This window comes from Pseudomonas cichorii (assembly GCF_019719005.1).
GTDB classification, from domain to species: domain Bacteria; phylum Pseudomonadota; class Gammaproteobacteria; order Pseudomonadales; family Pseudomonadaceae; genus Aquipseudomonas; species Aquipseudomonas cichorii_E.
The window spans coordinates 1-23,943 of sequence record NZ_JAIGPJ010000053.1 but is presented as its reverse complement, the minus strand read 5'-3'; the positions used below and the strand labels follow the sequence as shown (position 1 = coordinate 23,943).

19 protein-coding genes are annotated in these 23,943 nt (G+C 58.5%); 9 read left to right on the top strand and 10 right to left on the bottom strand.

The genetic code is table 11. The annotated features are described in order from the left end of the window. Window positions 1-128: 128 nt before the first annotated feature. The 3 genes from grxD to K5D32_RS24600 form a co-directional block, all read right to left on the bottom strand. A complete protein-coding gene (grxD, locus tag K5D32_RS24610; RefSeq protein WP_221538745.1) occupies window positions 129-452 on the bottom strand; it encodes a Grx4 family monothiol glutaredoxin in 324 nt (107 codons plus the stop codon). Window positions 453-539: 87 nt separating this feature from the next. Next, entirely contained in the window at window positions 540-2,648 is a 2,109-nt protein-coding gene (locus K5D32_RS24605) for a molybdopterin oxidoreductase family protein (protein WP_221602153.1), read from the bottom strand. A 132-nt stretch (window positions 2,649-2,780) separates the two neighbouring features. Next, window positions 2,781-3,074 (bottom strand): hypothetical protein, encoded by a 294-nt coding sequence (locus tag K5D32_RS24600; protein ID WP_025261500.1) that lies wholly within the window; start codon window positions 3,072-3,074, stop codon window positions 2,781-2,783. A 414-nt stretch (window positions 3,075-3,488) separates the two neighbouring features. On the opposite strand from K5D32_RS24600, the gene argF reads away from it, so the two are divergent. Together argF and K5D32_RS24590 are read left to right on the top strand one after the other, a co-directional pair. Next, entirely contained in the window at window positions 3,489-4,409 is a 921-nt protein-coding gene (gene argF / locus K5D32_RS24595) for an ornithine carbamoyltransferase (RefSeq protein WP_201000112.1), read from the top strand. Further along, window positions 4,406-5,479, top strand: a complete 1,074-nt coding sequence (locus tag K5D32_RS24590) for an ABC transporter ATP-binding protein (RefSeq protein WP_221602151.1) — start codon at window positions 4,406-4,408, stop codon at window positions 5,477-5,479. The genes argF and K5D32_RS24590 overlap by 4 nt, the downstream gene beginning before the upstream one ends. Window positions 5,480-5,714: 235 nt before the next feature. Here the strand turns inward: K5D32_RS24590 and ybaK are convergent, their stop codons facing one another. Then, window positions 5,715-6,185, bottom strand: a complete 471-nt coding sequence (gene ybaK / locus K5D32_RS24585) for a Cys-tRNA(Pro) deacylase (protein WP_221602149.1) — start codon at window positions 6,183-6,185, stop codon at window positions 5,715-5,717. A 348-nt stretch (window positions 6,186-6,533) separates the two neighbouring features. On the opposite strand from ybaK, the gene K5D32_RS24580 reads away from it, so the two are divergent. The 4 genes from K5D32_RS24580 (at window position 6,534) to glpD (ending at window position 11,601) form a co-directional block, all read left to right on the top strand. Beyond that, on the top strand, window positions 6,534-7,385 hold the full coding sequence (locus K5D32_RS24580; protein WP_221576196.1) for an MIP/aquaporin family protein: 852 nt from the start codon (window positions 6,534-6,536) through the stop codon (window positions 7,383-7,385). A gap of 28 nt (window positions 7,386-7,413) precedes the next feature. Then, complete coding sequence (gene glpK / locus K5D32_RS24575; RefSeq protein ID WP_200992763.1) at window positions 7,414-8,919, top strand: glycerol kinase GlpK; 1,506 nt, start codon at window positions 7,414-7,416, stop codon at window positions 8,917-8,919. Between the two features lie 92 nt (window positions 8,920-9,011). Continuing rightward, on the top strand, window positions 9,012-9,767 hold the full coding sequence (locus K5D32_RS24570; protein WP_117166031.1) for a DeoR/GlpR family transcriptional regulator: 756 nt from the start codon (window positions 9,012-9,014) through the stop codon (window positions 9,765-9,767). Window positions 9,768-10,062: 295 nt separating this feature from the next. After that, the gene (gene glpD / locus K5D32_RS24565) at window positions 10,063-11,601 is read left to right on the top strand and encodes a glycerol-3-phosphate dehydrogenase (protein ID WP_221602147.1); all 1,539 of its coding nucleotides are present in this window, start codon (window positions 10,063-10,065) and stop codon (window positions 11,599-11,601) included. A 69-nt stretch (window positions 11,602-11,670) separates the two neighbouring features. Here glpD and K5D32_RS24560 read toward each other — a convergent pair whose 3' ends face one another. Together K5D32_RS24560 and K5D32_RS24555 are read right to left on the bottom strand one after the other, a co-directional pair. Then, window positions 11,671-12,495, bottom strand: a complete 825-nt coding sequence (locus K5D32_RS24560) for an ABC transporter ATP-binding protein (protein ID WP_221576085.1) — start codon at window positions 12,493-12,495, stop codon at window positions 11,671-11,673. After that, on the bottom strand, window positions 12,492-14,090 hold the full coding sequence (locus K5D32_RS24555; RefSeq protein ID WP_221576086.1) for an ABC transporter permease: 1,599 nt from the start codon (window positions 14,088-14,090) through the stop codon (window positions 12,492-12,494). The genes K5D32_RS24560 and K5D32_RS24555 overlap by 4 nt, the downstream gene beginning before the upstream one ends. A 295-nt stretch (window positions 14,091-14,385) precedes the next feature. Here K5D32_RS24555 and K5D32_RS24550 point away from each other — a divergent pair, with 295 nt between their 5' ends. Next, window positions 14,386-15,363 carry an ABC transporter substrate-binding protein gene (locus tag K5D32_RS24550; RefSeq protein ID WP_221592577.1) on the top strand — a complete coding sequence of 326 codons (978 nt, stop codon included), beginning with the start codon at window positions 14,386-14,388 and terminating at the stop codon, window positions 15,361-15,363. 95 nt (window positions 15,364-15,458) lie between these two features. Here the strand turns inward: K5D32_RS24550 and K5D32_RS24545 are convergent, their stop codons facing one another. Further along, entirely contained in the window at window positions 15,459-16,367 is a 909-nt protein-coding gene (locus K5D32_RS24545) for a LysR family transcriptional regulator (protein WP_221602145.1), read from the bottom strand. Between the two features lie 147 nt (window positions 16,368-16,514). On the opposite strand from K5D32_RS24545, the gene K5D32_RS24540 reads away from it, so the two are divergent. Continuing rightward, on the top strand, window positions 16,515-17,420 hold the full coding sequence (locus K5D32_RS24540) for a TauD/TfdA family dioxygenase (protein WP_221602143.1): 906 nt from the start codon (window positions 16,515-16,517) through the stop codon (window positions 17,418-17,420). Between the two features lie 38 nt (window positions 17,421-17,458). Here K5D32_RS24540 and K5D32_RS24535 read toward each other — a convergent pair whose 3' ends face one another. From K5D32_RS24535 to K5D32_RS24525, 3 genes are all read right to left on the bottom strand, one after another. Then, window positions 17,459-19,063 (bottom strand): alkaline phosphatase family protein, encoded by a 1,605-nt coding sequence (locus K5D32_RS24535; protein ID WP_221602141.1) that lies wholly within the window; start codon window positions 19,061-19,063, stop codon window positions 17,459-17,461. Window positions 19,064-19,081: 18 nt separating this feature from the next. After that, window positions 19,082-20,146 carry an ABC transporter substrate-binding protein gene (locus tag K5D32_RS24530; RefSeq protein WP_221602139.1) on the bottom strand — a complete coding sequence of 355 codons (1,065 nt, stop codon included), beginning with the start codon at window positions 20,144-20,146 and terminating at the stop codon, window positions 19,082-19,084. A gap of 113 nt (window positions 20,147-20,259) precedes the next feature. Then, window positions 20,260-21,210: a LysR family transcriptional regulator gene (locus K5D32_RS24525; protein WP_221592573.1), complete on the bottom strand. Its 951-nt coding sequence runs from the start codon at window positions 21,208-21,210 to the stop codon at window positions 20,260-20,262. Window positions 21,211-21,383: 173 nt separating this feature from the next. Between K5D32_RS24525 and K5D32_RS24520 the strand changes: the two genes are divergently transcribed. Continuing rightward, window positions 21,384-23,750: a TonB-dependent receptor gene (locus K5D32_RS24520; RefSeq protein WP_221602137.1), complete on the top strand. Its 2,367-nt coding sequence runs from the start codon at window positions 21,384-21,386 to the stop codon at window positions 23,748-23,750. The last annotated feature ends 193 nt before the right edge of the window (window positions 23,751-23,943 follow it).

Sequence of the window (23,943 nt, the reverse complement as noted above, 5' to 3'; positions counted from 1 at the left end):
TACAAGCTACAAGCTACAAGCTACAAGCTACAAGCTACAAGCTACAAGCTACAAGCTACAAGCTACAAGCTTTTGACTTGAGGCTTAAAGCTTAAAGCTTAAAGCTTAAAGCTTGCAGCTATTCTGCCTCACTTTGCATTTTCAGCCGCTTGCTTGAGCAGTGGCTGCAATTCACCGTTCTGATGCATTTCGGCGATGATGTCGCTGCCGCCGACCAGCTCACCGGCCACCCACAGTTGCGGGAAAGTCGGCCAGTTGGCGTATTTAGGCAGGTTGGCGCGGATTTCCGGGTTCTGCAGGATGTCGACATAGGCGAATTTTTCGCCGCATGCCATCAGCGCCTGGGAGGCTTTGGCCGAAAAGCCACACTGCGGGGCATTCGGAGCGCCTTTCATGTAAAGCAGAATGGTGTTGTTGGCAATCTGCTCTTTAATCGTTTCGATGATATCCATGGAGCACCTCGGCTGAACTTTCCGACTCAGTTGTCGGCACGGTGGCGCATTGTAACGGAATCCCGAGCCAGACGCTCAGTCTTGAACTCAACAGGCGCTCACCTGCACGGGCACGCCATTGAGCACGGCATTGCCGGACAACGCATCGAGCTGGCGCTCGTCGGTCAGGTCATTTGCACTCACACCTGGCTGAGCCTGAGCAATCTCCATACGCACACCGGCACGAGAATGCCCCCAACCATGGGGCAGGCTGACCACGCCGGGCATCATTTCTGCGCTGCCCAGCACCTGAACCTCGATCATCCCGACCCGCGAATCGACCCTGACCTGCTGCCCGTCGCTCAGGCCTCGGCTGGCCAGGTCATCGGGATGCATCAGCAACTGATGACGAGGCTTGCCCTTCACCAGGCGATGATAGTTATGCATCCATGAATTATTGCTGCGCACATGCCTGCGCCCGATCAACAACAGCTCCCCGGCCTGCGGAACTGACGATTCGATAAAGCGCGACAGATCGGCCAGGATCACGTCAGGTGCCGCCTGGATGCGCCCGTTGGCGGTTTTCAGACGCGGTGTCAGGTTGGATTTCAATGGCCCCAGATCAAGCCCGTGGGGATGATTGCCCAGCGCTTCGATCGACAAGGCATGTTCCGATGCCTCGCCATACAGCCCCTTGCGCAAGCCATGATCAATCATTGAGGCAGGCGCCATGGTCGGTTTCAGTTCCTTTTGAGCCTTGGTCGCAAAGGCCCTGGCCAGCCCGACGAAGATTTCCCAGTCATGCAAGGCTCCTTCGGGCCTGGCAAAGATCGCCCGATTGAACCGGGTAACGTTCCGCACCGCCAGAAGGTTGAACGTCGTGTCGTAGTGATCGTTTTCCAGCGCTGAAGTCGAAGGCAGGATCAAATCGGCATAGCGGGTGGTTTCATTGATGTACAGATCGATGCTGAGCATGAAGTCCAGCCCGTCCAGCGCCTTTTCCAGCTGGCGACCATTGGGCGTGGACAATACCGGGTTGCCTGCAACTGTGACCAGAGCGCGTATCTGCCCTTCCCCTTCGGTCAGCATCTCCTCGGCCAGCGCTGAAACCGGCAACTCACCGCCATATTCGGGCAAGCCGGAAACCCGGCTCTGCCACAGGTTGAAATGCCCGCCCGAGGTCGAGCTGACCAGATCCACGGCTGGCTCGGTACACAAGGTACCGCCCACCCGATCCAGGTTGCCGGTGACCAGATTGATCAATTGCACCAGCCAGTGACACAGCGTTCCAAAGGCCTGAGTGGAGATGCCCATGCGGCCATAGCAAACAGCCTTGTCGGCAGCAGCGAAATCACGGGCCAACTGGCGAATCTGTTCGGCGGGAATACCACAACGCGGGCTCATGGCTTCAGCGCTCAGCGCCTTGATCGCTTCTCGCACCTGATCCAGACCATCGACAGGCAAATGGCTGTCACGAGTCAGGCCTTCCTCGAACAGGGTATTGAGCAAGCCGAAAAGCAGAGCAGCATCGCCACCTGGCCTGACAAACACATGCTGATCGGCAATGGCCGCTGTCTCGCTACGCCGTGGGTCGACCACCACCACTTTGCCGCCACGTTTCTGAATCGCCTTCAGGCGCTTCTCGACATCCGGCACGGTCATGATGCTGCCATTGGAAGCCAGCGGGTTGCCGCCCAGGATCAGCATGAAGTCCGTGTGATCGATATCGGGAATGGGCAGCAGCAAGCCGTGACCATACATCAGGAAACTGGTGAGGTGATGAGGCAGTTGGTCCACCGAAGTGGCCGAGTAGCGATTGCGGGTCTTGAGCAAGCCCAGAAAATAGTTGCTGTGAGTCGTCAGCCCATAGTTGTGCACGCTGGGATTGCCTTGATAGACCGCGACTGCGTTCTGACCGTGTTGCTGCTGAATGGCGAACAGACGCTCGGCGACCAGTTCGAAAGCATCCTGCCATTCGATCGGCTGCCATTGATTGCCCACACGCTGCATGGGCTGGCGCAAACGGTCGGGATCGTTCTGGATATCCTGCAGGGCCACGGCCTTGGGGCAGATGTGACCGCGACTGAAACTGTCGAGGGGGTCGCCCTTGATCGAGGTAATGACCGGGGCTGTATCCGGGGATGCGGTGGTTTCGATAGTGAGGCCGCAGATGGCCTCGCACAGGTGGCAAGCGCGGTGGTGCTCGGTCCTGATCATCCCAGCCTCATATTCTTGTAATGGCAGTCAGAGTGATTGCATTGACAAGAATATGGAGCGTTAGCGGTGAGTGCGCCAGAGACGTTCGTCTCGTGAATCGCGAGCCATCAGGCGGGCAGATGGCTTGGGCGATCAGTTGCCGATAGGGGTCACGACCTTGCGCTGCAACTGGATTTCCGTGACGGTTTCAATCTGTTCCTGAGCGACATGCACCCCGGTCAGTTCACCGATCAGGCGCCAGTGATCGTCAAGACCCGAGCTGATGGTCGCCATGCGGTCGATCATCCGACGACCGGCTGCCCGCGTGACTTCGTCTTCACTGCGCAACAACTCAAAAGACATCGACGTCATCGAAGCGGTGAGGTGTGTCAGGGTACGAGCGGTCAACCCAAGCAGCTCCGTTAGTTGTCGTTCCTTTGAGTCCATTCCCAGCTCCTCGATTGAATTGAGCAGTTACTTGTAACTCTTTATAACTCACGCACGCAGTTAAGGAAACGGGCAACTTTTCAACGCCGTGAAGCGCGTCGCATAAGCACAGACGCACAAGACCGGACTTTTACAGTATCGGCATCAATTGCCAAGCACTGTTTGGTCAGTGTACAAATGCTGCCTTCTGCAATCAGCGGGTCGGCCACAGGGCTGTTTCAACCAGCGCCTTTGCGGTTACGGACTTCGCTATCTCTGAAGTAAGCATGCTATTGGTAAGACGCGACATTTTTTTATACTATCGCGCCTTCCTTATTCGTCGCCCTCGTGCGGCTTTCGCCTCAGGTCATGCCGTTTTCTCGATAAAACCCGGCTTTCGGAACCTGCGGTCTGTTGCAAAAAAGGTAGTTAATAATGAGCGCCAGGCACTTTCTCTCGATGATGGATTACACCCCAGATGAGCTTCTGGGCTTGATCCGTCGTGGCGTAGAGCTTAAAGACCTGCGAAATCGCGGCGTGCTTTTTGAACCACTGAAAAATCGAGTGCTGGGGATGATCTTCGAGAAATCCTCGACACGTACCCGTCTTTCCTTTGAAGCGGGCATGATCCAGATGGGTGGCCAGGCCATCTTTCTGTCCCATCGCGACACCCAATTGGGCCGTGGGGAGCCGATTGCCGACAGCGCAAAGGTCATGTCGCGCATGCTCGATGCCGTGATGATCCGGACTTTTGCCCACAGCAATCTGACCGAATTCGCTGCAAATTCCCGCGTCCCGGTGATCAACGGGCTCTCCGACGACCTGCACCCATGCCAGTTGCTGGCCGACATGCAGACCTTCCTGGAGCACCGCGGCTCGATCAAGGGCAAGACCGTAGCCTGGATCGGTGACGGCAACAACATGTGCAACAGTTATATAGAAGCGGCCATACAGTTCGACTTCCAGTTGCGCGTGGCCTGCCCTTCCGGCTACGAACCCAACCCCGAGTTCCTGGCACTGGCCGGTGATCGCGTGACCGTCACCCGTGATCCGAAGGAAGCGGTTGCAGGCGCGCATCTGGTCAGCACCGATGTCTGGACCTCCATGGGCCAGGAAGAAGAAACCGCCAAGCGCATCGCGCTGTTCGCGCCCTTCCAGGTCACCCGTGCCTTGCTCGATCTGGCTGCCGAAGATGTGTTGTTCATGCATTGCCTGCCAGCCCATCGCGGTGAAGAAATCAGCGTCGACCTGCTGGACGATGAACGCTCGGTCGCCTGGGATCAGGCTGAAAACCGTCTGCATGCCCAGAAAGCCCTGCTGGAGTTTCTGGTCGCGCCGTCCTATCAGCCAAAATGAGCCATACCCTGCTGCTGAATCTGCGCAATCTGGCCTGCGGCTATCAGGATCAACGTGTGGTGCAGGACCTCAACCTGCACCTCAACGCCGGAGATATCGGCTGTCTGCTGGGTTCTTCGGGATGCGGCAAGACCACGACCCTGCGGGCCATTGCCGGGTTTGAGCCGATCCATGCCGGCGAGATCACCCTGGCCGGTGAAGTCATTTCCCGGCCCGGCTGGACCCTCGCACCGGAGAAACGCCGGATCGGCATGGTGTTTCAGGACTACGCGCTGTTCCCGCATCTGAGCGTGGCGCAGAACATCGCTTTCGGTATCCGCAAACATCCCCGCCTGAATCAGGTAGTCGACGAACTGCTGGAGCTGGTCAACCTGGGCTCACTGGGCAAGCGTTATCCCCATGAGCTTTCCGGTGGACAGCAGCAGCGTGTCGCCCTCGCCCGTGCGTTGGCGCCAGAGCCACAACTCTTGTTGCTGGATGAGCCGTTTTCCAACCTTGATGGCGAGTTGCGCCGACGCCTGAGCCATGAAGTGCGCGACATTCTCAAGGCGCGTGGCACCAGTGCAATCCTGGTGACACACGACCAGGAAGAGGCCTTTGCGGTCAGCGATCATGTGGGTGTATTCAAGGAAGGCCGGCTTGAGCAATGGGATACGCCCTATAACCTGTATCACGAACCGCAGACACCTTTCGTGGCCAGTTTCATCGGGCAAGGCTATTTCATTCGCGGGCAGTTGATCGATCCGCAGTCGGTGCAGACCGAACTCGGCGTGCTGAGCGGCAATCGTGCCTATCCGGGTGTCAGCGGCAGTGCCGTCGATGTGTTGCTGCGACCGGATGATATTGTCTATGCCGCAGACAGCGACCTGAAAGCGCGGGTGGTGGGCAGGACCTTCCAGGGTGCTTCGACCTTGTATCGCCTGCAATTGCCGACCGGCAGCCAGCTTGAGGCCATCTTCCCCGGCCATGCCGATCACATGACAGGAGAAGAGGTCGGCATTCGGGTTGCCACCGAGCATCTGGTGTTGTTTCCGGCAGCGGGGAGTGTTGCTGCGCATTCGGTTTTGTAGATGGCTTTTCGCGAATGAATTCGCTCTCATCAAACATAAACGCAACATCATGAATTAAAACGTTTTTCTGTAGGAGCGCGCTTGCCCGCGATCGAGTGCGAAGCGCTCGCAAAATCTACGACTGCTACGCAGCCGGTCGCGGGCAAGCGCGCTCCTACACCGACCTCTGTTTGCTGCGCGACAGCGCGGTGCCGAGGCGGCGGGTGATCTCCTACCGATTTGAAATGGGAGCGAACTATTCCCGCCCGATCGCGGCAAAAACGGCCTTGGTATGCTCGGCCAGCACCATCGCCGACAACTCCACCTCCAACCCGCGTCGGCCTGCGCTGACGTAGATCGTCTCGAAAGGCTGGGCGCTCTGATCGATGAAGGTGCGCAGACGCTTTTTCTGTCCCAAGGGGCTGATACCGCCCAACAGATAACCGGTTGCCCGCTGAGCCGCAGCGGGGTCGGCCATCTCGGTTTTCTTCGCAGCGGCCGCACTGGCCAAAGCCTTGAGGTCCAGGGTTCCGGCAACCGGTACAACGGCCACCAGCAACTCCCCCTTTTCCGTGCTCGCGAGCAGGGTCTTGAACACCCGTGCCGGTTCAAGGCCCAGCTTCTCTGCCGCCTCCAGCCCATAAGACGCAGCTTTCGGATCATGTTCGTAACTGTGGATCCGGTGTTCGGCGCGAACTTTCTTCAATAAATCCAGCGCGGGGGTCATCAGGACGCTCCAGGTCACTCAAGGCGGCTTCTACTTTAGGCGAAATACGATGCAAAAGCCCTATCTCAAGGCCCACTACTGAGTGATGGCCGTTTAAAATCAAAAAATATTTCCTACACAGGATGGAGAAATTTCAAATTTAGCTGTCAGAAAATATCGTCAATGGTTCGATTTCAACCTTTGACAGGTTTGTTTCTTGTCTATATTTTTTCGTTTACGAAAATTTTTGAAATTTATTTTTCAACAAGATTCGTAAAACCGTCCGGGAATGGGGTTTTCCCGAGACGGCAGATGATGAGCATCGGTGCTTTGCATACGAAGCCGCAAAAAACAAAAAATGAGGTTCATATGACCATGTCCATGCAACAACCGACGCTACGCGGCCAGTGTCTGGCCGAATTCCTTGGCACCGCTCTGATGATTTTTTTCGGCACGGGATGCGTTGCAGCGCTCAAGGTCGCAGGTGCTACATTTGGCTTGTGGGAAATCTGCATCATCTGGGGCCTGGCCGTCAGCATGGCGATCTATGTCAGCGCCGGTGTTTCGGGTGCTCACCTCAACCCCGCTGTCAGCATCGCTCTCAGCCTCTTTGCAGGTTTTGAAAAGAAAAAACTCCCCTTCTATATAAGCGCTCAAGTGGCAGGAGCCTTTTGTGGCGCGGGTCTGGTCTATCTGCTTTACATCAGCCTGTTCTTCGAATTCGAACATGCTCACAACATGGTTCGTGGCAGCGTGCAGAGCCTCGAACTGGCGTCAGTGTTTTCCACCTACCCCAACCCGTCGATTTCCGTAGGCCAGGCGTTTCTGGTCGAGGTAGTGATCACCGCCGTCCTGATGGGTGTGATCATGGCCCTGGGCGATGACAGCAACGGTCTGCCACGCGGTGCGATGGCGCCTTTGCTGGTCGGTCTGCTGGTTGCCGTGATCGGCGCATCCATGGGGCCGCTGACAGGCTTCGCCATGAATCCGGCACGGGATTTCGGTCCTAAACTGATGACATTCCTTGCAGGCTGGGATGAGATAGCCTTCACCGGTGGACGCGACATACCATATTTCCTGGTTCCGATTTTTGCACCGATCCTGGGTGCCTGCCTCGGCGCTGCCGGCTATCGCGGGCTGATCGCCCGTCATCTGCCCAGCGCCGTTGCCGTTGAACAGGCTCCCGAAGCCATTCGCGGCAAAGCACAGACTTCCGTTTGAATACCCCCAATAACGCAAGGCAATCGAAATGACAGACTCTCAGAACAAGAACTACATCATTGCCCTTGACCAGGGCACCACCAGTTCCCGTGCGATCATTTTCGACCGCAACGCCAACGTGGTGAGCACCGCCCAAAGCGAATTCGTCCAGCATTACCCTCAGGCTGGCTGGGTCGAGCATGACCCGATGGAAATCTTCGCCACCCAGACCGCCTGCATGACCAAGGCATTGGCCCAGGCTGATCTGCACCATAACCAGATCGCAGCCATCGGTATCACCAACCAGCGTGAAACCACCGTGGTCTGGGAAAAGGACACCGGCCGCCCGATCTACAACGCTATCGTCTGGCAATGCCGCCGCAGCACCGAAATCTGCCAGCAGCTCAAGCGTGACGGTCTTGAGGAATACATCAAGGACACCACCGGTCTGGTCACCGACCCGTACTTCTCCGGCACCAAGCTCAAGTGGATTCTGGACAACGTCGAAGGCAGCCGCGAGCGCGCACGCAAGGGCGAGCTGATGTTCGGCACCATCGACAGCTGGCTGATCTGGAAATTTACTGGCGGCAAGATTCACGTCACCGACTACACCAACGCTTCGCGCACCATGCTGTTCAACATCCACACCCTGGAATGGGACCAGCGCATGCTTGACGTGCTGGATATCCCTCGCGAAATGCTGCCCGAGGTCAAGGCCTCTTCGGAAGTCTACGGCCACAGCAAAAGCGGGATTCCGATTGCAGGCATCGCGGGCGACCAACAGGCTGCACTGTTCGGTCAGATGTGCGTAGAACCGGGTCAGGCGAAAAACACCTATGGCACTGGCTGCTTCCTGCTGATGAACACCGGCAAGAAAGCCGTCAAGTCGGCACACGGCATGCTGACCACCATCGGTTGCGGCCCGCGGGGCGAAGTGGCTTATGCACTGGAAGGCGCGGTGTTCAACGGCGGCTCCACTGTGCAGTGGCTACGTGACGAACTGAAAATCGTCAACGATGCCCTCGACACCGAGTACTTCGCCAACAAGGTCAAGAACAGCAACGGCGTCTATCTGGTCCCGGCCTTTACCGGTCTGGGCGCGCCCTACTGGGACCCGTATGCCCGTGGCGCCCTGTTCGGCCTGACCCGGGGCGTGAAAGTCGACCACATCATCCGTGCCGCGCTGGAATCCATCGCCTATCAGACCCGTGATGTGCTGGACGCCATGCAGCAGGATTCGGGCGAACGCCTCAAGTCGCTGCGTGTCGACGGCGGCGCGGTGGCCAACAACTTCCTCATGCAATTCCAGGCCGACATCCTCGGCACTCAGGTCGAGCGCCCGCAAATGCGCGAAACCACCGCTCTGGGCGCAGCGTTCCTGGCTGGTCTGGCGATTGGTTTCTGGAGCAGTCTGGACGAGTTGCGCAACAAAGCCGTGATCGAGCGCGAGTTCGAGCCACAGTGCGACGAGGCAGAAAAAGAGAAGCTTTACGCTGGCTGGAAGAAAGCCGTCGAGCGCACTCGTGACTGGGAACCACACGAAAACGAAGAGTAAGCAGAACGGGGGGCAGGATTATTGAAGCTGACAGCCGAGGCCCGGCTGCGGCATCATGGGCGCCATTTGCAGAGGGCGCTTAAGGAAAAACAATGAACCTGCCTCCCCGCCAGCAACAGATCCTCGAACTGGTTCGCGAACGCGGTTATGTCAGCATCGAGGAAATGGCGACGCTGTTCGTCGTGACCCCACAAACCATCCGCCGTGATATCAATCAGCTTGCGGAAATGAACCTGTTGCGTCGCTACCACGGCGGCGCGGCCTATGACTCGAGCATCGAGAACACCGCCTACGCCATGCGTGCGGACCAGATGCGCGACGAGAAACAAAGGATCGCCGAAGCCATCGCCGCGCAGATCCCGGACAACGCCTCGCTGTTCATCAATATCGGCACCACCACCGAATCCATCGCCCGCGCCCTGCTCAATCACAACAACCTGAAAATCATCACCAACAACCTGCATGTGGCTTCTATCCTCAGCGGCAAAGATGACTTCGAGGTGCTGCTGGCTGGCGGCAACGTGCGTCGCGACGGTGGCGTGGTCGGTCAGGCCAGTGTGGATTTCATCACCCAGTTCAAGGTCGATTTCGCTCTGGTCGGGATCAGCGGTATCGACGAAGACGGCAGCCTGCTGGATTTCGACTATCAGGAAGTCAGGGTTTCCCAGGCAATCATTGCCAATGCCCGGCAAGTGCTGCTGGCTGCGGACTCCAGCAAGTTCGGGCGCAACGCCATGGTGCGGCTGGGTCCCATCAGCCTGATCGATTGCCTGGTAACCGATCAGGCACCTGTGCCGGCACTGCAGCAATTGCTTGCCCAGCACAAGATTCGCCTCGAAGTGGTTTGATTCACCTCGTTTTTTGCGAATTGTAGGACCGGATTTATCCGGGAAGGCGGTGTGTAATCTGAAGACAGATGCAGTGGCCTTTTCGCGAATGAATTCGCTTCTACGCACAGGCAAGCATTTGCGAAAATCGTCCTACGATGTTCGATTTTGTTCCTTTCCCCTCTTCCCCATCAGTATTTTCAATAAATACTGACTGGCAGCGCCTTATTTATTGAGCTATGATTTTCACAAACGAACATTAATGTTCAAATTCGCCTTTCGAGCGTTATTCAAGAATTGTCCAGGAGGCCACCCAATGCCCCACTCCACTGCGTCAGCACCATCGCTTTCCGAGGTCTACGACATTGCCGTTATCGGTGGTGGTATCAACGGTGTCGGTATTGCAGCAGATGCCTCGGGCCGTGGTCTGTCGGTTTTCCTGTGTGAAAAGGATGACCTGGCGAGCCACACCTCGTCGGCCAGCAGCAAGCTGATCCATGGCGGGCTGCGCTACCTGGAACATTACGAATTCCGTCTGGTGCGTGAAGCACTGGCCGAACGTGAAGTGCTGCTGGCAAAGGCGCCGCACATCGTCAAGCCGATGCGTTTCGTCCTGCCCCATCGCCCGCATCTGCGCCCGGCCTGGATGATCCGTGCCGGCATGTTCCTGTATGACAACCTCGGCAAGCGGGAAAAGCTCCCGGCATCGCGCAGCCTGCGTTTCGGCGCGGACAGCCCGCTCAACGCTTCCATCACCCGCGGCTTCGAATACTCCGACTGCTGGGTCGATGACGCACGCCTGGTGGTCCTCAATGCCATGGCTGCCCGTGAGAACGGCGCACACATCCACACCCGCACCCGCTGCCTGAGTGCCAGCCGCACCAAAGGCATGTGGCACCTGCAAATGGAGCGCGCCGACGGCACGGTATTCTCGATCAACGCCAAAGCACTGGTCAACGCTGCTGGCCCATGGGTCGCCAAGTTCATTCGCGAAGATCTGAAGCTTGACTCGCCTTACGGCATTCGTCTGATCCAGGGCAGCCACCTGATCGTGCCAAGACTGTACGAAGGCGAGCACGCTTTCATCCTGCAGAACGAAGACAAACGCATCGTGTTCACCATTCCGTACCTGGACAAGTTCACCATCGTCGGCACCACAGACCGTGAATACCAGGGCGACCCTGCCAAGGTGAAGATCACCGACGGCGAGATGGACTACATGCTCAAAGTGGCCAACGACCACTTCAAGAAGCAATTGAGCCGCAGTGACGTGCTGCACACGTATTCGGGCGTACGCCCGCTGTGCAACGATGAATCCGATAATCCGTCGGCCATCACCCGTGACTACACCCTGTCGTTGTCGGGCGGCGAAAACGAAGCGCCGATTCTTTCGGTGTTCGGCGGCAAGCTGACGACCTATCGGAAACTGGCCGAATCGGCGATGGCGCAACTGGCTCCGTTCTTCACCCAGATGAAACCGAGCTGGACCGCAAAGGCCGCACTGCCGGGCGCAGAAGAGATGACCACACCACAGGTGCTGGCAGCCGAATTGAGCAAGCGCTTCCCGTGGCTGCCTGTTTCCACCGCGCAACGCTGGTCCATCACCTACGGCAGCCGCAGCTGGCGTTTGCTCGATGGAGTGAACAGCCTGGAAGACATGGGCGAGCATCTGGGCGCAGGCCTGTATACCCGCGAAGTCGATTACCTGTGTACCCAGGAATGGGCGACCAATGCTGACGATATTCTGTGGCGTCGCAGCAAACTGGGTCTGTTTACCACGCCTGAGGAACAGGCTGGAGTGCAGGGGTATCTGGAAAAGGTTGTGCGTAATAAAGCGACGATTGAGGCGGCCTGATCGATCGCTTTTCGCGAATAAATTCGCTCCTACACCGTCTTCTGTGGGAGCGAATTCATTCGCGAAGAACTAACAGGCAATAAACGCCGCAGGCAGATTGCGTATCTGCTCCGGTTCGCGAATGACGTAATGGTCATCGCTGGTCAGCTCATGCAGCAACTCTTCGCGCAGCAGGTGAAAGTCAAAGCTGCTGCGCTGGCGCGGATGCGGCAGTTTTATATCCACGATGCGCTTGATACGTCCAGGCCTTGGCTCCATGACCACCACCCGGTCGGCCAGGAAGATGGCCTCTTCCACATCATGGGTCACCAGTATCGTGGTGATCTTTGCCCGCTCACGAATGGCCAGCAGTTCTTCCTGCATCTGCTGGCGTGTCAGTGCATCCAGAGCGCCAAACGGCTCATCCAGCAGCAGAATACGGGGGCTCGCCACCAGGCCACGGGCAATGGCAACCCGCTGAGCCATACCGCCGGAAAGCTGGTGAGGATAAGCCCGGGTGAAATCCTTGAGGCCCACCAGTTGAATGAAATCGGCAATCCTCTGGCTGCGTTCTTTCTGCCCAAGCCCTTCGTTGACCAGCCCTAGCTCGATGTTTTCCTCGACCGTCAGCCACGGAAACAGACGGTGCTCCTGAAAGACAATCCCCCGCTCGCTGCCAATGCCGCTGACCGGCTTGCCGTCGACCTGGATTTCGCCGCGAAACTCGGTGTCCAGCCCGATCAATAGCCGCAGCAGCGTGGACTTGCCACAGCCGCTGGAACCCACGATGGCGATGAACTCGCCTTCCGCGACTTGCAGGTTGAACTCGCGAATCGCTTCTACATCACCATGACCGGTCTGGAACACCTTGCCCACATGGTTGAAGTTCACGATGGATGGGGTCTGGGCTGTCATGCATGCCTCCAGCGCGTCGCCCGCGCTTCAATGCGTTGTCCGATTTCGTTGAGTGCCGCGCCGGTCAGCCCCACCAGCAGCATGCCGCTCATGATGACGTCCATGCGCAGCAGTTGTTGCGCGCCGATCATCAGGCTGCCGATGCCGCCATTGGATGGCATGAAGTATTCGGCACCGATGGTGCCCAGCCAGGCATAGATCAGGCTCAGGCGCAGGCCGGCAAAAATCCCCGGTGCCGCACCCGGCAGCACCATGCGGGTAAGGCGTTGCCACAGGCTCAGGCGCAAGACCTGAGCCGCTTCCTTCAGTTGCGGTGACAGGTTGGCAACGTTGCGCTGGGTCGCGATGAACAGCGGAAAAAATGCCGCAAGCCCGACGAACACCCACTTGGCCGGCTCACCCAGCCCGAACCAGGCCGTGATCAGCGGCACCCAGGCGAAAATGGCGACTTGCCTGAACGCCGCCAGGGTTGGTCCCAGAAAACGTTCCAGCGATTGCGAAAGCCCAAGCAGCAAGCCCAGAGAGAACCCCAGCGCACCACCCAGAAACAGCCCTCCCAAAGCGCGACTCAGGCTCAGGCCCATGGCTTGCGGCAGTGAACCATCCAGCAGACCGGCCCACAGGGTTTCCAGCACCAGCAACGGGGAAACCAGAATATTGGCATTTATCCAATTCCACTGGCTGGCGGCTTGCCACAGCGCCAGCAAGGCAAAGGGCAGAATCCAGGGGACGATCCGATCAAGCCCTTGCGCCGGAGCGCGACCACGAAACTCGGCAGTCGCGGCATGGGGCCAAAACACCCACTTGCGATCCGCCAGGCCGATCCCGCGATCCATCAGCACGCCAATCACACCGATCACGGCGATACAGACGAACACGATATCGAGCATGAACAACTGCCGCGCCCACACCATCAGATAACCAATGCCTTCGCTTGAGGCCAGAAGCTCGACCGCCAGCAACGAAGACCAGCCAGACGACAGCGCCAGCCGCACGCCAGCCATGAAAGACGGCAAGGCTGCTGGAAGAATCAGACGTCGGATCAGCAGGTGCAGAGGCAGACGCAACACCGCCGCAGCTTCCCGCAAACGAGGCTGGGCATCGCGAACGCCGATCAGGGTGTGCAAGGTTACCGGGACGATAACCGCCTTGATCATCACCACCAGCTTGAGCATTTCGCCAATGCCGAAGACGACCATGAACAGCGGAATCCACGCCAGGGTCGGCACTTGCGCCAGCGAGGTGAAGGTCGGCAGAACCAGCCTCTCGGCCCGGCGACTGAAACCCAGCCATGCACCCAGCACCGCGCCCGCCGAGATCCCCGCCAGCAAGCCCCAGAACAGGCGTTGCAAACTGATCCACAAGTTGCCGGGAAGGTCAGAGGTCGCCAGCTCCAGAGCGCTCTGCCAGACCAGCGAAGGCGCAGGCAGGATCTGCTCGCTCATCCAGTGATTACGGCTGGCCACCCACCAGAGCACAGCCAGCGCAAGGGGCAGATACCAGGCCAGCAGCACTCGCTTGAATACCGGAGCGACGGCCCAGCGCCGGGCAGGCACCACAGGCTCGGGAATGGAAAGAAGGGAGTCACGAGCCATATCAGAACTCCGCTGTCGGCTGCTGCATAAAGGCTATTTGCATATTCTGATCCGATCTATAAAAACAGACAGGAATTCCATAAGGAGATAAGTATCGCCATTTAAGTGCGGATGCAAGCCAGACATCCAATGCATTTAAAGAATACTTTTATTGCGTGTAATGCATGGACTGCAGCGCTTCACTCGCACCACCGCTTATTCCATTGAGTGATTAAACGTGGAATTAATATTATTTCTGGAATGATCAAAAGCTGTGTCTGATTAGGCGCTCTGCGAGATCTATTCAGGACAGCTCATGAAAAACCTTTTCAAATCCCTGGCATTCGGGTGCGCCCTTGCGCTGACCTCCATCCCCAGCCATGCCGCCGACCTCAAGGAAATCCGCATCGCCGTCCCGGACCTCAGCGCCGGGACCGGCAACAGCGGAGGCGGTGTAGTCGATGTGCTGCGCAGCCAGCAGATATACGAAAAGGCCTTTGCCGATCAGGGCATCAGGATTCAGTGGATATTCTTCAAGGGCGCAGGCCCGGTGATCAATGAAGCGTTCGCCAACAAGCAGGTGGACCTGGCTTATCTGGGTGATCTGGCAGCCATCATCGGCAAATCCAACGGGCTCGATACCCGCCTGCTCAGCGCCGCCGCTCGCGGCATCAAGCATTATCTGGCGGTGGTGCCAGGCTCGGGCATCAAGACCTTGCAGGATCTCAAGGGCAAACGGGTTTCTGTATTTCGCGGCACGGCCAGCCAGTTGTCCTTCGATACCGCACTGGCCAGCCAGGGCCTGAGCGAGAAAGACCTGAAAGTCATCAACCTGGACTTCAATGCCGCACTGGCAGCCCTGGCCGCCAGACAGATCGACGCCACCTGGGCACTCTCGGGCCTGACCGCTCTGGAAGCCAAGGGCTTGGCAGAACTGCCTCTCAGCTCCAAAGACCTGGGCGGCGCTGGCAATATCCAGGGCGTACTGGTCGCTGACGGAGCCTTTGTCGACGCACACCCCGAAGCCGTGGCGCGTCTGCTCAAGGCCCAGGAACAGGCCACTCGCTGGCTGACCGACGAGAACAACAAACAGGCCTATATCGATCTGGTGTCCAGCTATGCGAGCTACCCGGCAGCCATCATGGAAAAAGACCTTCGCACGGAAAAAATGGCCGACATCTTCCCCTCACAACTCGACCCGCAATTCCTCACCGCCCTGCAATCCTCCGTCGACATCGCCGCCAGAGAACGCCTGATCCGCAAGCCATTCAAGGTAAGTGAGTGGATACAGTAGGAGCGAATTCATTCGCGAATGGCATCATGAACACAATGCATCTCCATTGGATGTATTAGCCTCTTCGCGAATGAATTCGCCTCCTACAGATAGGGTCATTCACTGCCCTCATCCACCTCAACAATCACCTCAATCATCGCCCGCGCCGCCGGTGACAGTCTGAAACCTGCCCGGCTGACGATGCCGTAGCGGGCGCTCAGGCTGTCGAGTTCGTTGGGCAGGTTGCGCCAGTGCAGGCGGGCCAGGGTGCCGTTGGCGATGTCGTGTTCCAGCGCTTCTTGCGGGCCGATGCCGATGACGTTGGAGCTTTGCACGATTTTCATCAGGACCGGAAAGTGGGCGGTTTCGATGTGCAGGGTGAAGTCGGAGCGGCCGCTGAGGTTGGCCAGTCCTTTGCGGATGCCCGGCGGGATCAGGGTCGCGCCCAGCGGGTAATCGAACATGTCGTTGGTGGACAGGCTTTCCTTACTCAGCAGCGGGTGCCCGGCCCGGCAAAAGAACATGCCACGCCGCGCCTTCAAGGGGCGAGTCTGGAAGTTGGGGTCTGACTCGAACTGGCGGATGTCGGCCACGAAGAATTCGATCTCTTCCCGAGCCAGGCTGCGGGCCAGTTTTTCCCAGTTGTTCACTTCCAGATAGGCACGCACTTTGGGGTGGGCCTCGATGAAGCGGGACATGGCCTCGGGGATCAAGCGCATGGCGGGTGCTGGCCCTGAGCCAAAGCGTATTTCGCCAGCATCAAGCTTGGTCATCTGCGCCACTTCGCTGCTCAGCAACGCCGCGCCCTGCACCAGACGCAACGCATGCTGCAACACCACATGGCCTTCCGGCGTCGGGCGCAAATCCTTGTTGGCGCGCTCCACCAGCACACAACCGAACTCTTGCTCCAGGCCTTGAATACTGCGGCTGAACGCCGGTTGGGTAATCCCCATGGCGTCTGCTGCGCGCACGAAACTGCGGTGTTCGTTCAGTGCGATGAAGTAGCGTAATTGACGCAGATCCATATGCATTCCAGGCATTTGAAAATGAGGCCAAAGGTATTGGCCTGGCGAATGGGTTGAGGTTTTAAATGCAAGCTCTTATGCCGTCAACGAACAAAATAAATACCGGATAGACCTTTTGGTTCTAACCATAGATAAAGAGGATTTGCCATGAGCCAGGCAGCACGTGCCACCCAACCCAGCGCCCTGACGCTGGATATCCAACCGATTGCAGGCCGTATCGGCGCGCAGGTCAACGGTGTCGCCTTGAGCGCGAATCTGGATGCCGCCACCGTGGATGCCATCCAGGCCGCGCTGGTGCAATACAAAGTGCTGTTCTTTCGCGGCCAGACGCATCTGGACGATCAGAGTCAGGAAGCCTTCGCCAAGCTGCTGGGCGACCCCATCGCTCACCCGACGGTTCCGGTGCGTGACGGGACTCGCTACTTGATGCAATTGAGTGGTGCCGATGGCCAGCGCGCCAATTCCTGGCATACGGATGTCACCTTTGTAGACGCTTACCCCAAGGCCTCGATCCTGCGCTCGGTCATCGCACCGGCGTCCGGCGGCGATACCGTGTGGGCCAACACCGCTGCGGCCTATAACGACCTGTCGCCTGAAATACGTGAGCTGGCCGACAAGCTCTGGGCCTTGCACAGCAATGAATATGACTACGCGGGCATCCGGCCCGGCGTGACCTCGGAAAAGCTTGATAACTACCGCAAGGTCTTCGCTTCCACCGTCTATGAAACCGAGCATCCGGTGGTGCGAGTGCATCCGGTGAGCGGCGAGAGAAGCCTGTTGCTCGGCCATTTCGTCAAACGCATCAAGGGCTATTCGGCAAGCGACTCGGCCCACCTCTTCAGCCTGCTGCAGAGCCATGTCACCCGCCTGGAAAACACCGTACGCTGGCGCTGGACGGCGGGCGACGTGGCGATCTGGGACAACCGCTCAACCCAGCACTATGCCGTGGACGACTACGGCCAGCAGGAACGCATCGTGCGTCGCGTCACCTTGCAAGGCGAAGTCCCGGTGGGTGTCGCCGGGCAAAAGAGCGTGACCATCAAAGGGGCCTGACCTGAAACGTTCGCGGGCGCTCCCACGCCCGCGATGTTTCACCAGACGCCGATCTGCACCATGGCGTCATCTTCCAGCTCGCCATAACGGAACCGCTGCCCGCGCTGATCGATTTCCTCGTTACTGATCGTGGTGCGCCGCTTCAAGCCACGCAACCAGTCGAACAGGTAGTTCTGGTGTTGCTCGCGCACCTGAGCGAACTCGGGATCGGCACCCAGATCGTTGAGTTCATGAGGATCGTTTTCCAGGTCGAACAACTGAGCGCGGAAACCGTCATAGGCCAGGTACTTGAAGCGCTCGCTGCGCACCATGTACATCCGGCAACGATCAATCGGCTGCCCCAGACGCTCACGGGCGGGTGCCTGGAATGCATAGTCGTATTCGGCAATCGCGAACTGACGCCATTGCGGTTGCTGGCCATGCAGCAGCGGAATCAGCGACCGGCCTTCAAGGCGATGCCCGGCACCCGGCAAACCCAGAGCGTCGAGAAAGGTCGGCAAGGCATCGATGGTTTCCGCCAGGCGCTCATCAACGCTGCCACGGGTCACGTCGGCCGCCGGGCGCGGATCACGCACGATCAACGGCACGCCAACGGCGGGTTCGAGCAAAAACTCTTTTTCGCCCAGATAGTGATCGCCGAGGAAGTCGCCATGGTCGCTGGTGAAAACGATCAGCGTGTCATCCCAGCGGCCAGTGCTCTGCATCACATCGAACAGCCGCCCGAGTTGATCGTCCACCTGCTTCACCAGCCCCATGTAGGTCGGGATGACATTCAGGCGCACTTCCTCGCGGGAGAAATTGCGGCTTTCCTGATGCTCGCGGAATGCAGCGTAAACCGGGTGATCGCTCTCTTTGCCCGCTTCGGCGCGAATCGACGCAATCACCTGCTCCTTGCCATACAGCGCGTGGTAAGGCGCGGGGGCAATGTAGGGCCAGTGCGGCTTGATGTATGAAAGATGCAGGCACCAGGGTTGATCGCCCTGCTCCGCCATGAAGTCGATGGCGCGGTCGGTGGTGTAGACGGTTTCCGAATGCTGCTCTTCAATACGGGCCGGCAGATGCGAATGGCGCATTTTCCAGCCACTGAGGATTTCGCCATTTTCGCCTTCGGCGGCGTTGGCCCAGTCATGCCAGGGATTGACCCCTTCAAAACCCAGCTTGCGCAGGTGATGGATGTAAGGCGCGCTTTCACGCTTGTCGGCAAAAACCGGATCGTCCGGGTAGATGCCGTCGTGACGGAAATACGCCTCAAACCCTACTTCATTCAGGTTCTCGGCCTGCTGGCTTTCAGGCTCCAGAGCCAGGCGTTGCTGGGCGTCCAGATTGGGCGTGGCGTGGGTCTTGCCCACCAGCGCCGTGCGAATCCCGGCCGGGCGCAGGTAGTCGCCGATAGTGAGTTCATCCAGCGGCAGCGGCACGGAGTTCCAGGCCACCTGATGACTGCTGACGTAACGACCGGTGTAGGCCGACATCCGCGAAGGCCCGCAAATAGTGCCTTGGGTGTAAGCACGGGCAAATCGCACGCCCGCTTGTGCAAGGCGGTCGATATTCGGGGTGTGCAGGTGCGGGTGGCCATAGCACGACAGATAATCACGGCGCAGTTGGTCGCACATGATGTAGAGCACGTTCTTGATTGCAGTCATGAGTGATTACCTGTCCGGTCAGAGTGGATTGCCATCGGCATCGAATGTCGGCCAGAAATCGGTCAGTTTCTGCTGTTGCAGGGCACTGTCGACAAAACGTGGCTCGACCCACTCATCCACCACAAAAGTACGACGGATCAGGCCCAGGGTCTTGGCCTGTTCGACGCTGTTTTGCAGGGCGGTTTTCAGGAACGGGTCCAGGCGCGGCGAGTTGCGGAATTTCAGGTCATCGCCTTTCAACTCTCGCTCGAACAAGGCGGCTGGCGTGGAGCTTCTTTCGCCCATCAGCGCGCTATAGGCCGGCAGGTTCTGCGGGTCGCTCAGCCAGACGGCGTTCTTGACCAGCACATTGATCAGACGCTGGGTCAACTCCGGATGCTGCTCGATGAATGCCTGGCTGCCGACAAGTCCTGCCTGAGTGGTGGCCTGACGGGAAAGCTGCTTGGTGCTCAGCGGAAACAGAATGCCCTTGCTCTCAAGCCCCAGCACGCCCATGCCCGACCAGGTTGCATCGATCTGCCCGCTGGCCAGTGCCGCTCGGGCGGCAGCCCAGTCGAGACTGATGATTTGCAGATCGCGCTCTTTCAGGCCCTGGCTTTCCAGTGCCTTGGCAAATGAAAGCTGGTCCGCCGTGCCGCGATAAGCCGCTACGCGCTTGCCCTTGAGATCGCTCAGTTGGGTGATGCCCGATTGCGGCGTTACCGCCAGATACATGTTCGCGCCGCGTGCGCCCAGCAGCAGACGGGTCTGCAAGCCGCTGGAGCGACCGATAATTGCCGCCAGATCACCCAGCCAGGCGAAGTCCAGTTGCTGGTTGGCGAAAGCTTCGTTGACCGCAGGCCCGGCACCCTTGAAGAAATGCCACTGCACCTTCACACCGGATGCCGCGAACTCCTGCTCAAGCTGTTGCTGGATATGCGCCAGCCCCACCACACCCTGTACGAATGGCAAGCTCCCGGCACCTTGATCCGGCGAACCGATGCGGATGGTCACGCCGTCATCGCTGGCCTGGGCATGGCCCAGCAGCCCGGCGAGAAGCACGCCCAGCAAGGGTTTTAAAAATTGTCGTAAGGGTTTGCTCATGGTTCGGTCCGTTGATGTGCAGGCTAATAGCGGTTATTTCGCGATCCGGGCGGGTATTCAGCAAGTGCATTTGTTGAATAGTTGATATGCAAGGCATGCATACTCAGGCGGCATCACACTGCCAGATTGGTCAGCAACGATTCGTGAGCAGCGTCCTCTGCCTGATCGACCTTCTTGATCTCTTCGATCATTTCCTTGGCCAGCGGCGACAGTCGATAACCGGCCCGGCTGACAATGCCATAGCGCGTGTACAACTCTTCGCACTGATCATCGAGACCTTCGATGCGCAAACGCACCAGTTCCTGCCGCGCGTAATACAGCGCATCGCTGTAGGAGCCGCTGATACCGATTGCATCGGAGTTCATCACCACGGCCAGCAGGCTGAACGTGTTCTCGCACTCGACGTTGGGCGCGAAGTCCGGCTGTCCGCTCAGGTCGGCCATGACCTTGCGCAGGTTCGGTGGCCTCAGGGTCGCGGCCAGCGGGAAGCTCAGCAACTCGCTGGCAGTCACCGTCTCGTGCCGGGCCAGCGGATGTTCGGCGCGGCAGCAGAAGTGCCATTTGCGGGGCCGCAGCTTGTGCGTGACATAGGAAGGGTCCGCCTCGAATTGCCGGGTATCGGCCACGAAGAACTCAAACTCTTCATTGAGCAAGCGCTTGCCCAGGCTCTGCCAGTCATCCACCTGAAAATGAACCCGCGCCTTGGGCAAGCGGCTGATGAAGTTGCCTATGGCACGAGGCACCAGGCCTGATGCCGGAGCGGGTCCGCAACCAAAGCGCAGCTCACCCGCCTCCAGCGCATTGAACTGACTGATCTCACTGGTCAGTTGCCTCGCCCCACTCACCAGACGCCGCGCATGTTCAAGCACCACCTGCCCTTGCTGGGTCGGTGTCAGGTCCTTGCTTACCCGATCGATCAACTGGCAGCCGACGCTGTGCTCCAGCGCCTGGATGCTGCGGCTGAAAGCGGATTGCGAGAGGTTCACCGCCACAGCAGCGGCGACAAAGCTTCGATGCTCGGCCAGAGCAATCAGGTGACGGAGTTGGCGAAGGTCGATATGCATTTTTCACATAAAAAGTATCGGGCAAATGCATTTGCTCTGCCTCGGTAGCACTCCTTATAAAGGCAATCTCTTATTCAGTAAAACCTTATAAATACATATTCAAATAACTAAAAAGAATATTAGTAGTGCGAAAGGAATGACCGACCTTGGCATTGCATCAAAGGAGCCGCGACATGAATGATCAACAATCCGCTACCCCTATCGCCACCGGACGGCTCAAGCGCCTGCCGCTTGCACTGTTACTGGCGGGCTGCGCAGGCTTTTCCCTTGCTCACGCGGCTGAAACGCCGACCACGACAAGCGCTGCCAGATCCGACAGCGGTGCCACGGCGGACGACACACGGCTCAAGACCGTCACCGTCACCACCCGCCGCCGCGAAGAAAGCTCGCAGAACGTGCCGACACCGATCAGCGTGCTGGACGGTGCCTCGCTGGAAAGTCAGCGGATCTATCAGATTCAGGATCTGCAACAACTGGTGCCGAGCCTGAACGTGGCTTACATGCATGCCCGGCAGTCGAGCGTGTCGATCCGCGGGCTGGGCAATAACCCGGCCAGCGACGGGCTGGAAGGCAGCGTCGGGTTGTACATCGACAACGTCTATCTCGGGCGTCCGGGCATGGCGGTGTTCGACCTCATGGACATCGAGCAACTGGAAGTGCTGCGCGGCCCGCAAGGCACCCTGTTCGGCAAGAACACTACAGCCGGGGTTCTGAACATCAATACCCGTGCGCCCAGTTTTACCCCGGAACGCAGCATCGAAACCTCCATTGGCGAGAGCGGTTATTTCCAGACCAAGGGCACGATTTCCGGCCCGCTCAGCGATCAGCTGGCCGGTCGTTTCTCTGCCTATCGCAGCCGCAGCGACGGCGATCTGGATAACGCCTACGACGGCAATAAACTCGGCGGCGGTTCACGCGAAGGCTTCCGTGGCCAGTTGCTGTTCAAGCCCAACGAAGACTTCAGCCTGCGCTGGATTGGCGACTACAACGAGGAAAGCTCCAGCGCAGGGACCCGCGCCCTGTTCAGCACCGGACCGACCATCAATGGCGTCAACCGCTACGAAAGCCGCGCCGCCGCAGCGGGTGCCACGCTGGTGGATGGCTCGCACCGCAAGGTCAACCTCAACAGCGACCAGCGTGTGACCGTGCATCAGGGCGGCACCTCGCTGGAAGCCAACTGGAAGCTGGCCAACGACTTCACGCTGACTTCCGTGAGCTCCTATCGCTGGTGGAATTTCACGCCACGCAACGATGACGGCCTCAATGCCTCGGCCTCCTACAACGGCGGCGTATCGGTGGAAGATAAACAGTGGTCCCAGGAGTTTCGCCTGGCGTCCCCTACCGGGGGCTTTTTCGATTACGTCGTCGGCGCCTACTACTTCGGCTCCGATCTGGATAACAAGTCGTTCACCAACTATGGCCCGCAAGCCGATATCTGGAACGGCACCGCGACCGGCGCACTGGCCAACGTCAACAGCCTGGGCAAAGGGCATATCGAAACCAACAGCTTTGCACTCTTCGCTCAGGGCACCTGGCACCTCACGCCGAAACTGGATTTCACTGCCGGTGTTCGCGGCACTTACGAAGAGAAGAATGCCTGGGTGCAACGCGATGCTCCACAAGGCGGTGCCACCGTTACCGGCGCAGCGCTGACCGCACGCAATGCCCGCACAGGTGCCTACGAGTCGGGTGATCTGAACCAGTACACCGCCAGCCCTTCGGGCATGCTCAACCTGAGTTACCACTTCACTGACGATCTGCTGGGTTACGCCACACTTTCCCATGGCGAAAAATCCGGCGGGGTCAACCTGGCGGTCGGTACTGCGCCAACGGCCGGTGCCGACTCGCTGCTGATCGGCACCGAGCGCGCCAACAACGCGGAACTGGGTCTGAAAAGCACGCTCTGGGATCGTCGCCTGCAACTCAACGCCAACCTGTTCTGGACCCAGGTCAACGGCTACCAGACCAACGCCTATGACAACGCCAACCGCGTGCAATACCTGACCAACGCCGGCACCGTGCGTTCTCGCGGCCTGGAACTGGAAAGCACCATTCTGCCAATCCGCGGCCTGACGCTGAACGTCAATGGCTCTTACAACGACGTGCGTTACACCTCTTACAAAGATGCGCCTTGCCCGCCTGAAGTCAGCCTGCAGGCCGGTGCGCCCGCGTCATGCGACTTGAGCGGCCATCAGGTGGTCGGTGCGTCCAAATACATCGCCAACGTAAACGGCGAGTACAAGTGGGACCTGGATAACGGCCTGCAAGAGTACGTCACGGCCAGCTATGCCTTCCGCTCCAAAGCTGTAGGCACTGTTGAAGACTCCGATTACGCGCAGATCCCGAGCTACGCCGTGGTCAACCTCAGCACCGGCTTGCGCGGCGACCTTGGCCAGGGACAGTGGGATGTTTCGCTGTGGCTGAAAAACGCCTTCGACAAAACCTATTACACAACCCTGTGGAGCGAACCCAACGGCGGCTACGGCGGCCTGCTGGGCACGCCACGCACGTTGGGCATGACTGCTCGTTATGACTTCTGATTGAGTTTTCGCGGATAAATCCGCTCTCATCAAACAAGAATTAAGGCCATGAATTAGAACGTATTTTACGTAGGGTAAAAACGTGGTCCGGCGTACATATCCATTATGGGTATGTGCTGGTCCTACTGGTTCCGCCTTTACGGCGGCCCCCTTTTGTTTCGGCAAAAGGGGGGAAAACCATCCGCTCCGGTTC

Bases quoted from the DNA above. Each gene is read 5' to 3' on its own strand.
- grxD (WP_221538745.1), bottom strand. From the start codon at position 452: ATGGATATCATCGAAACGATTAAAGAGCAGATTGCCAACAACACCATT.
- K5D32_RS24605 (WP_221602153.1), bottom strand. From the start codon at position 2,648: ATGATCAGGACCGAGCACCACCGCGCTTGCCACCTGTGCGAGGCCATC.
- K5D32_RS24600 (WP_025261500.1), bottom strand. From the start codon at position 3,074: ATGGACTCAAAGGAACGACAACTAACGGAGCTGCTTGGGTTGACCGCT.
- argF (WP_201000112.1), top strand. From the start codon at position 3,489: ATGAGCGCCAGGCACTTTCTCTCGATGATGGATTACACCCCAGATGAG.
- K5D32_RS24590 (WP_221602151.1), top strand. From the start codon at position 4,406: ATGAGCCATACCCTGCTGCTGAATCTGCGCAATCTGGCCTGCGGCTAT.
- ybaK (WP_221602149.1), bottom strand. From the start codon at position 6,185: ATGACCCCCGCGCTGGATTTATTGAAGAAAGTTCGCGCCGAACACCGG.
- K5D32_RS24580 (WP_221576196.1), top strand. From the start codon at position 6,534: ATGACCATGTCCATGCAACAACCGACGCTACGCGGCCAGTGTCTGGCC.
- glpK (WP_200992763.1), top strand. From the start codon at position 7,414: ATGACAGACTCTCAGAACAAGAACTACATCATTGCCCTTGACCAGGGC.
- K5D32_RS24570 (WP_117166031.1), top strand. From the start codon at position 9,012: ATGAACCTGCCTCCCCGCCAGCAACAGATCCTCGAACTGGTTCGCGAA.
- glpD (WP_221602147.1), top strand. From the start codon at position 10,063: ATGCCCCACTCCACTGCGTCAGCACCATCGCTTTCCGAGGTCTACGAC.
- K5D32_RS24560 (WP_221576085.1), bottom strand. From the start codon at position 12,495: ATGACAGCCCAGACCCCATCCATCGTGAACTTCAACCATGTGGGCAAG.
- K5D32_RS24555 (WP_221576086.1), bottom strand. From the start codon at position 14,090: ATGGCTCGTGACTCCCTTCTTTCCATTCCCGAGCCTGTGGTGCCTGCC.
- K5D32_RS24550 (WP_221592577.1), top strand. From the start codon at position 14,386: ATGAAAAACCTTTTCAAATCCCTGGCATTCGGGTGCGCCCTTGCGCTG.
- K5D32_RS24545 (WP_221602145.1), bottom strand. From the start codon at position 16,367: ATGGATCTGCGTCAATTACGCTACTTCATCGCACTGAACGAACACCGC.
- K5D32_RS24540 (WP_221602143.1), top strand. From the start codon at position 16,515: ATGAGCCAGGCAGCACGTGCCACCCAACCCAGCGCCCTGACGCTGGAT.
- K5D32_RS24535 (WP_221602141.1), bottom strand. From the start codon at position 19,063: ATGACTGCAATCAAGAACGTGCTCTACATCATGTGCGACCAACTGCGC.
- K5D32_RS24530 (WP_221602139.1), bottom strand. From the start codon at position 20,146: ATGAGCAAACCCTTACGACAATTTTTAAAACCCTTGCTGGGCGTGCTT.
- K5D32_RS24525 (WP_221592573.1), bottom strand. From the start codon at position 21,210: ATGCATATCGACCTTCGCCAACTCCGTCACCTGATTGCTCTGGCCGAG.
- K5D32_RS24520 (WP_221602137.1), top strand. From the start codon at position 21,384: ATGAATGATCAACAATCCGCTACCCCTATCGCCACCGGACGGCTCAAG.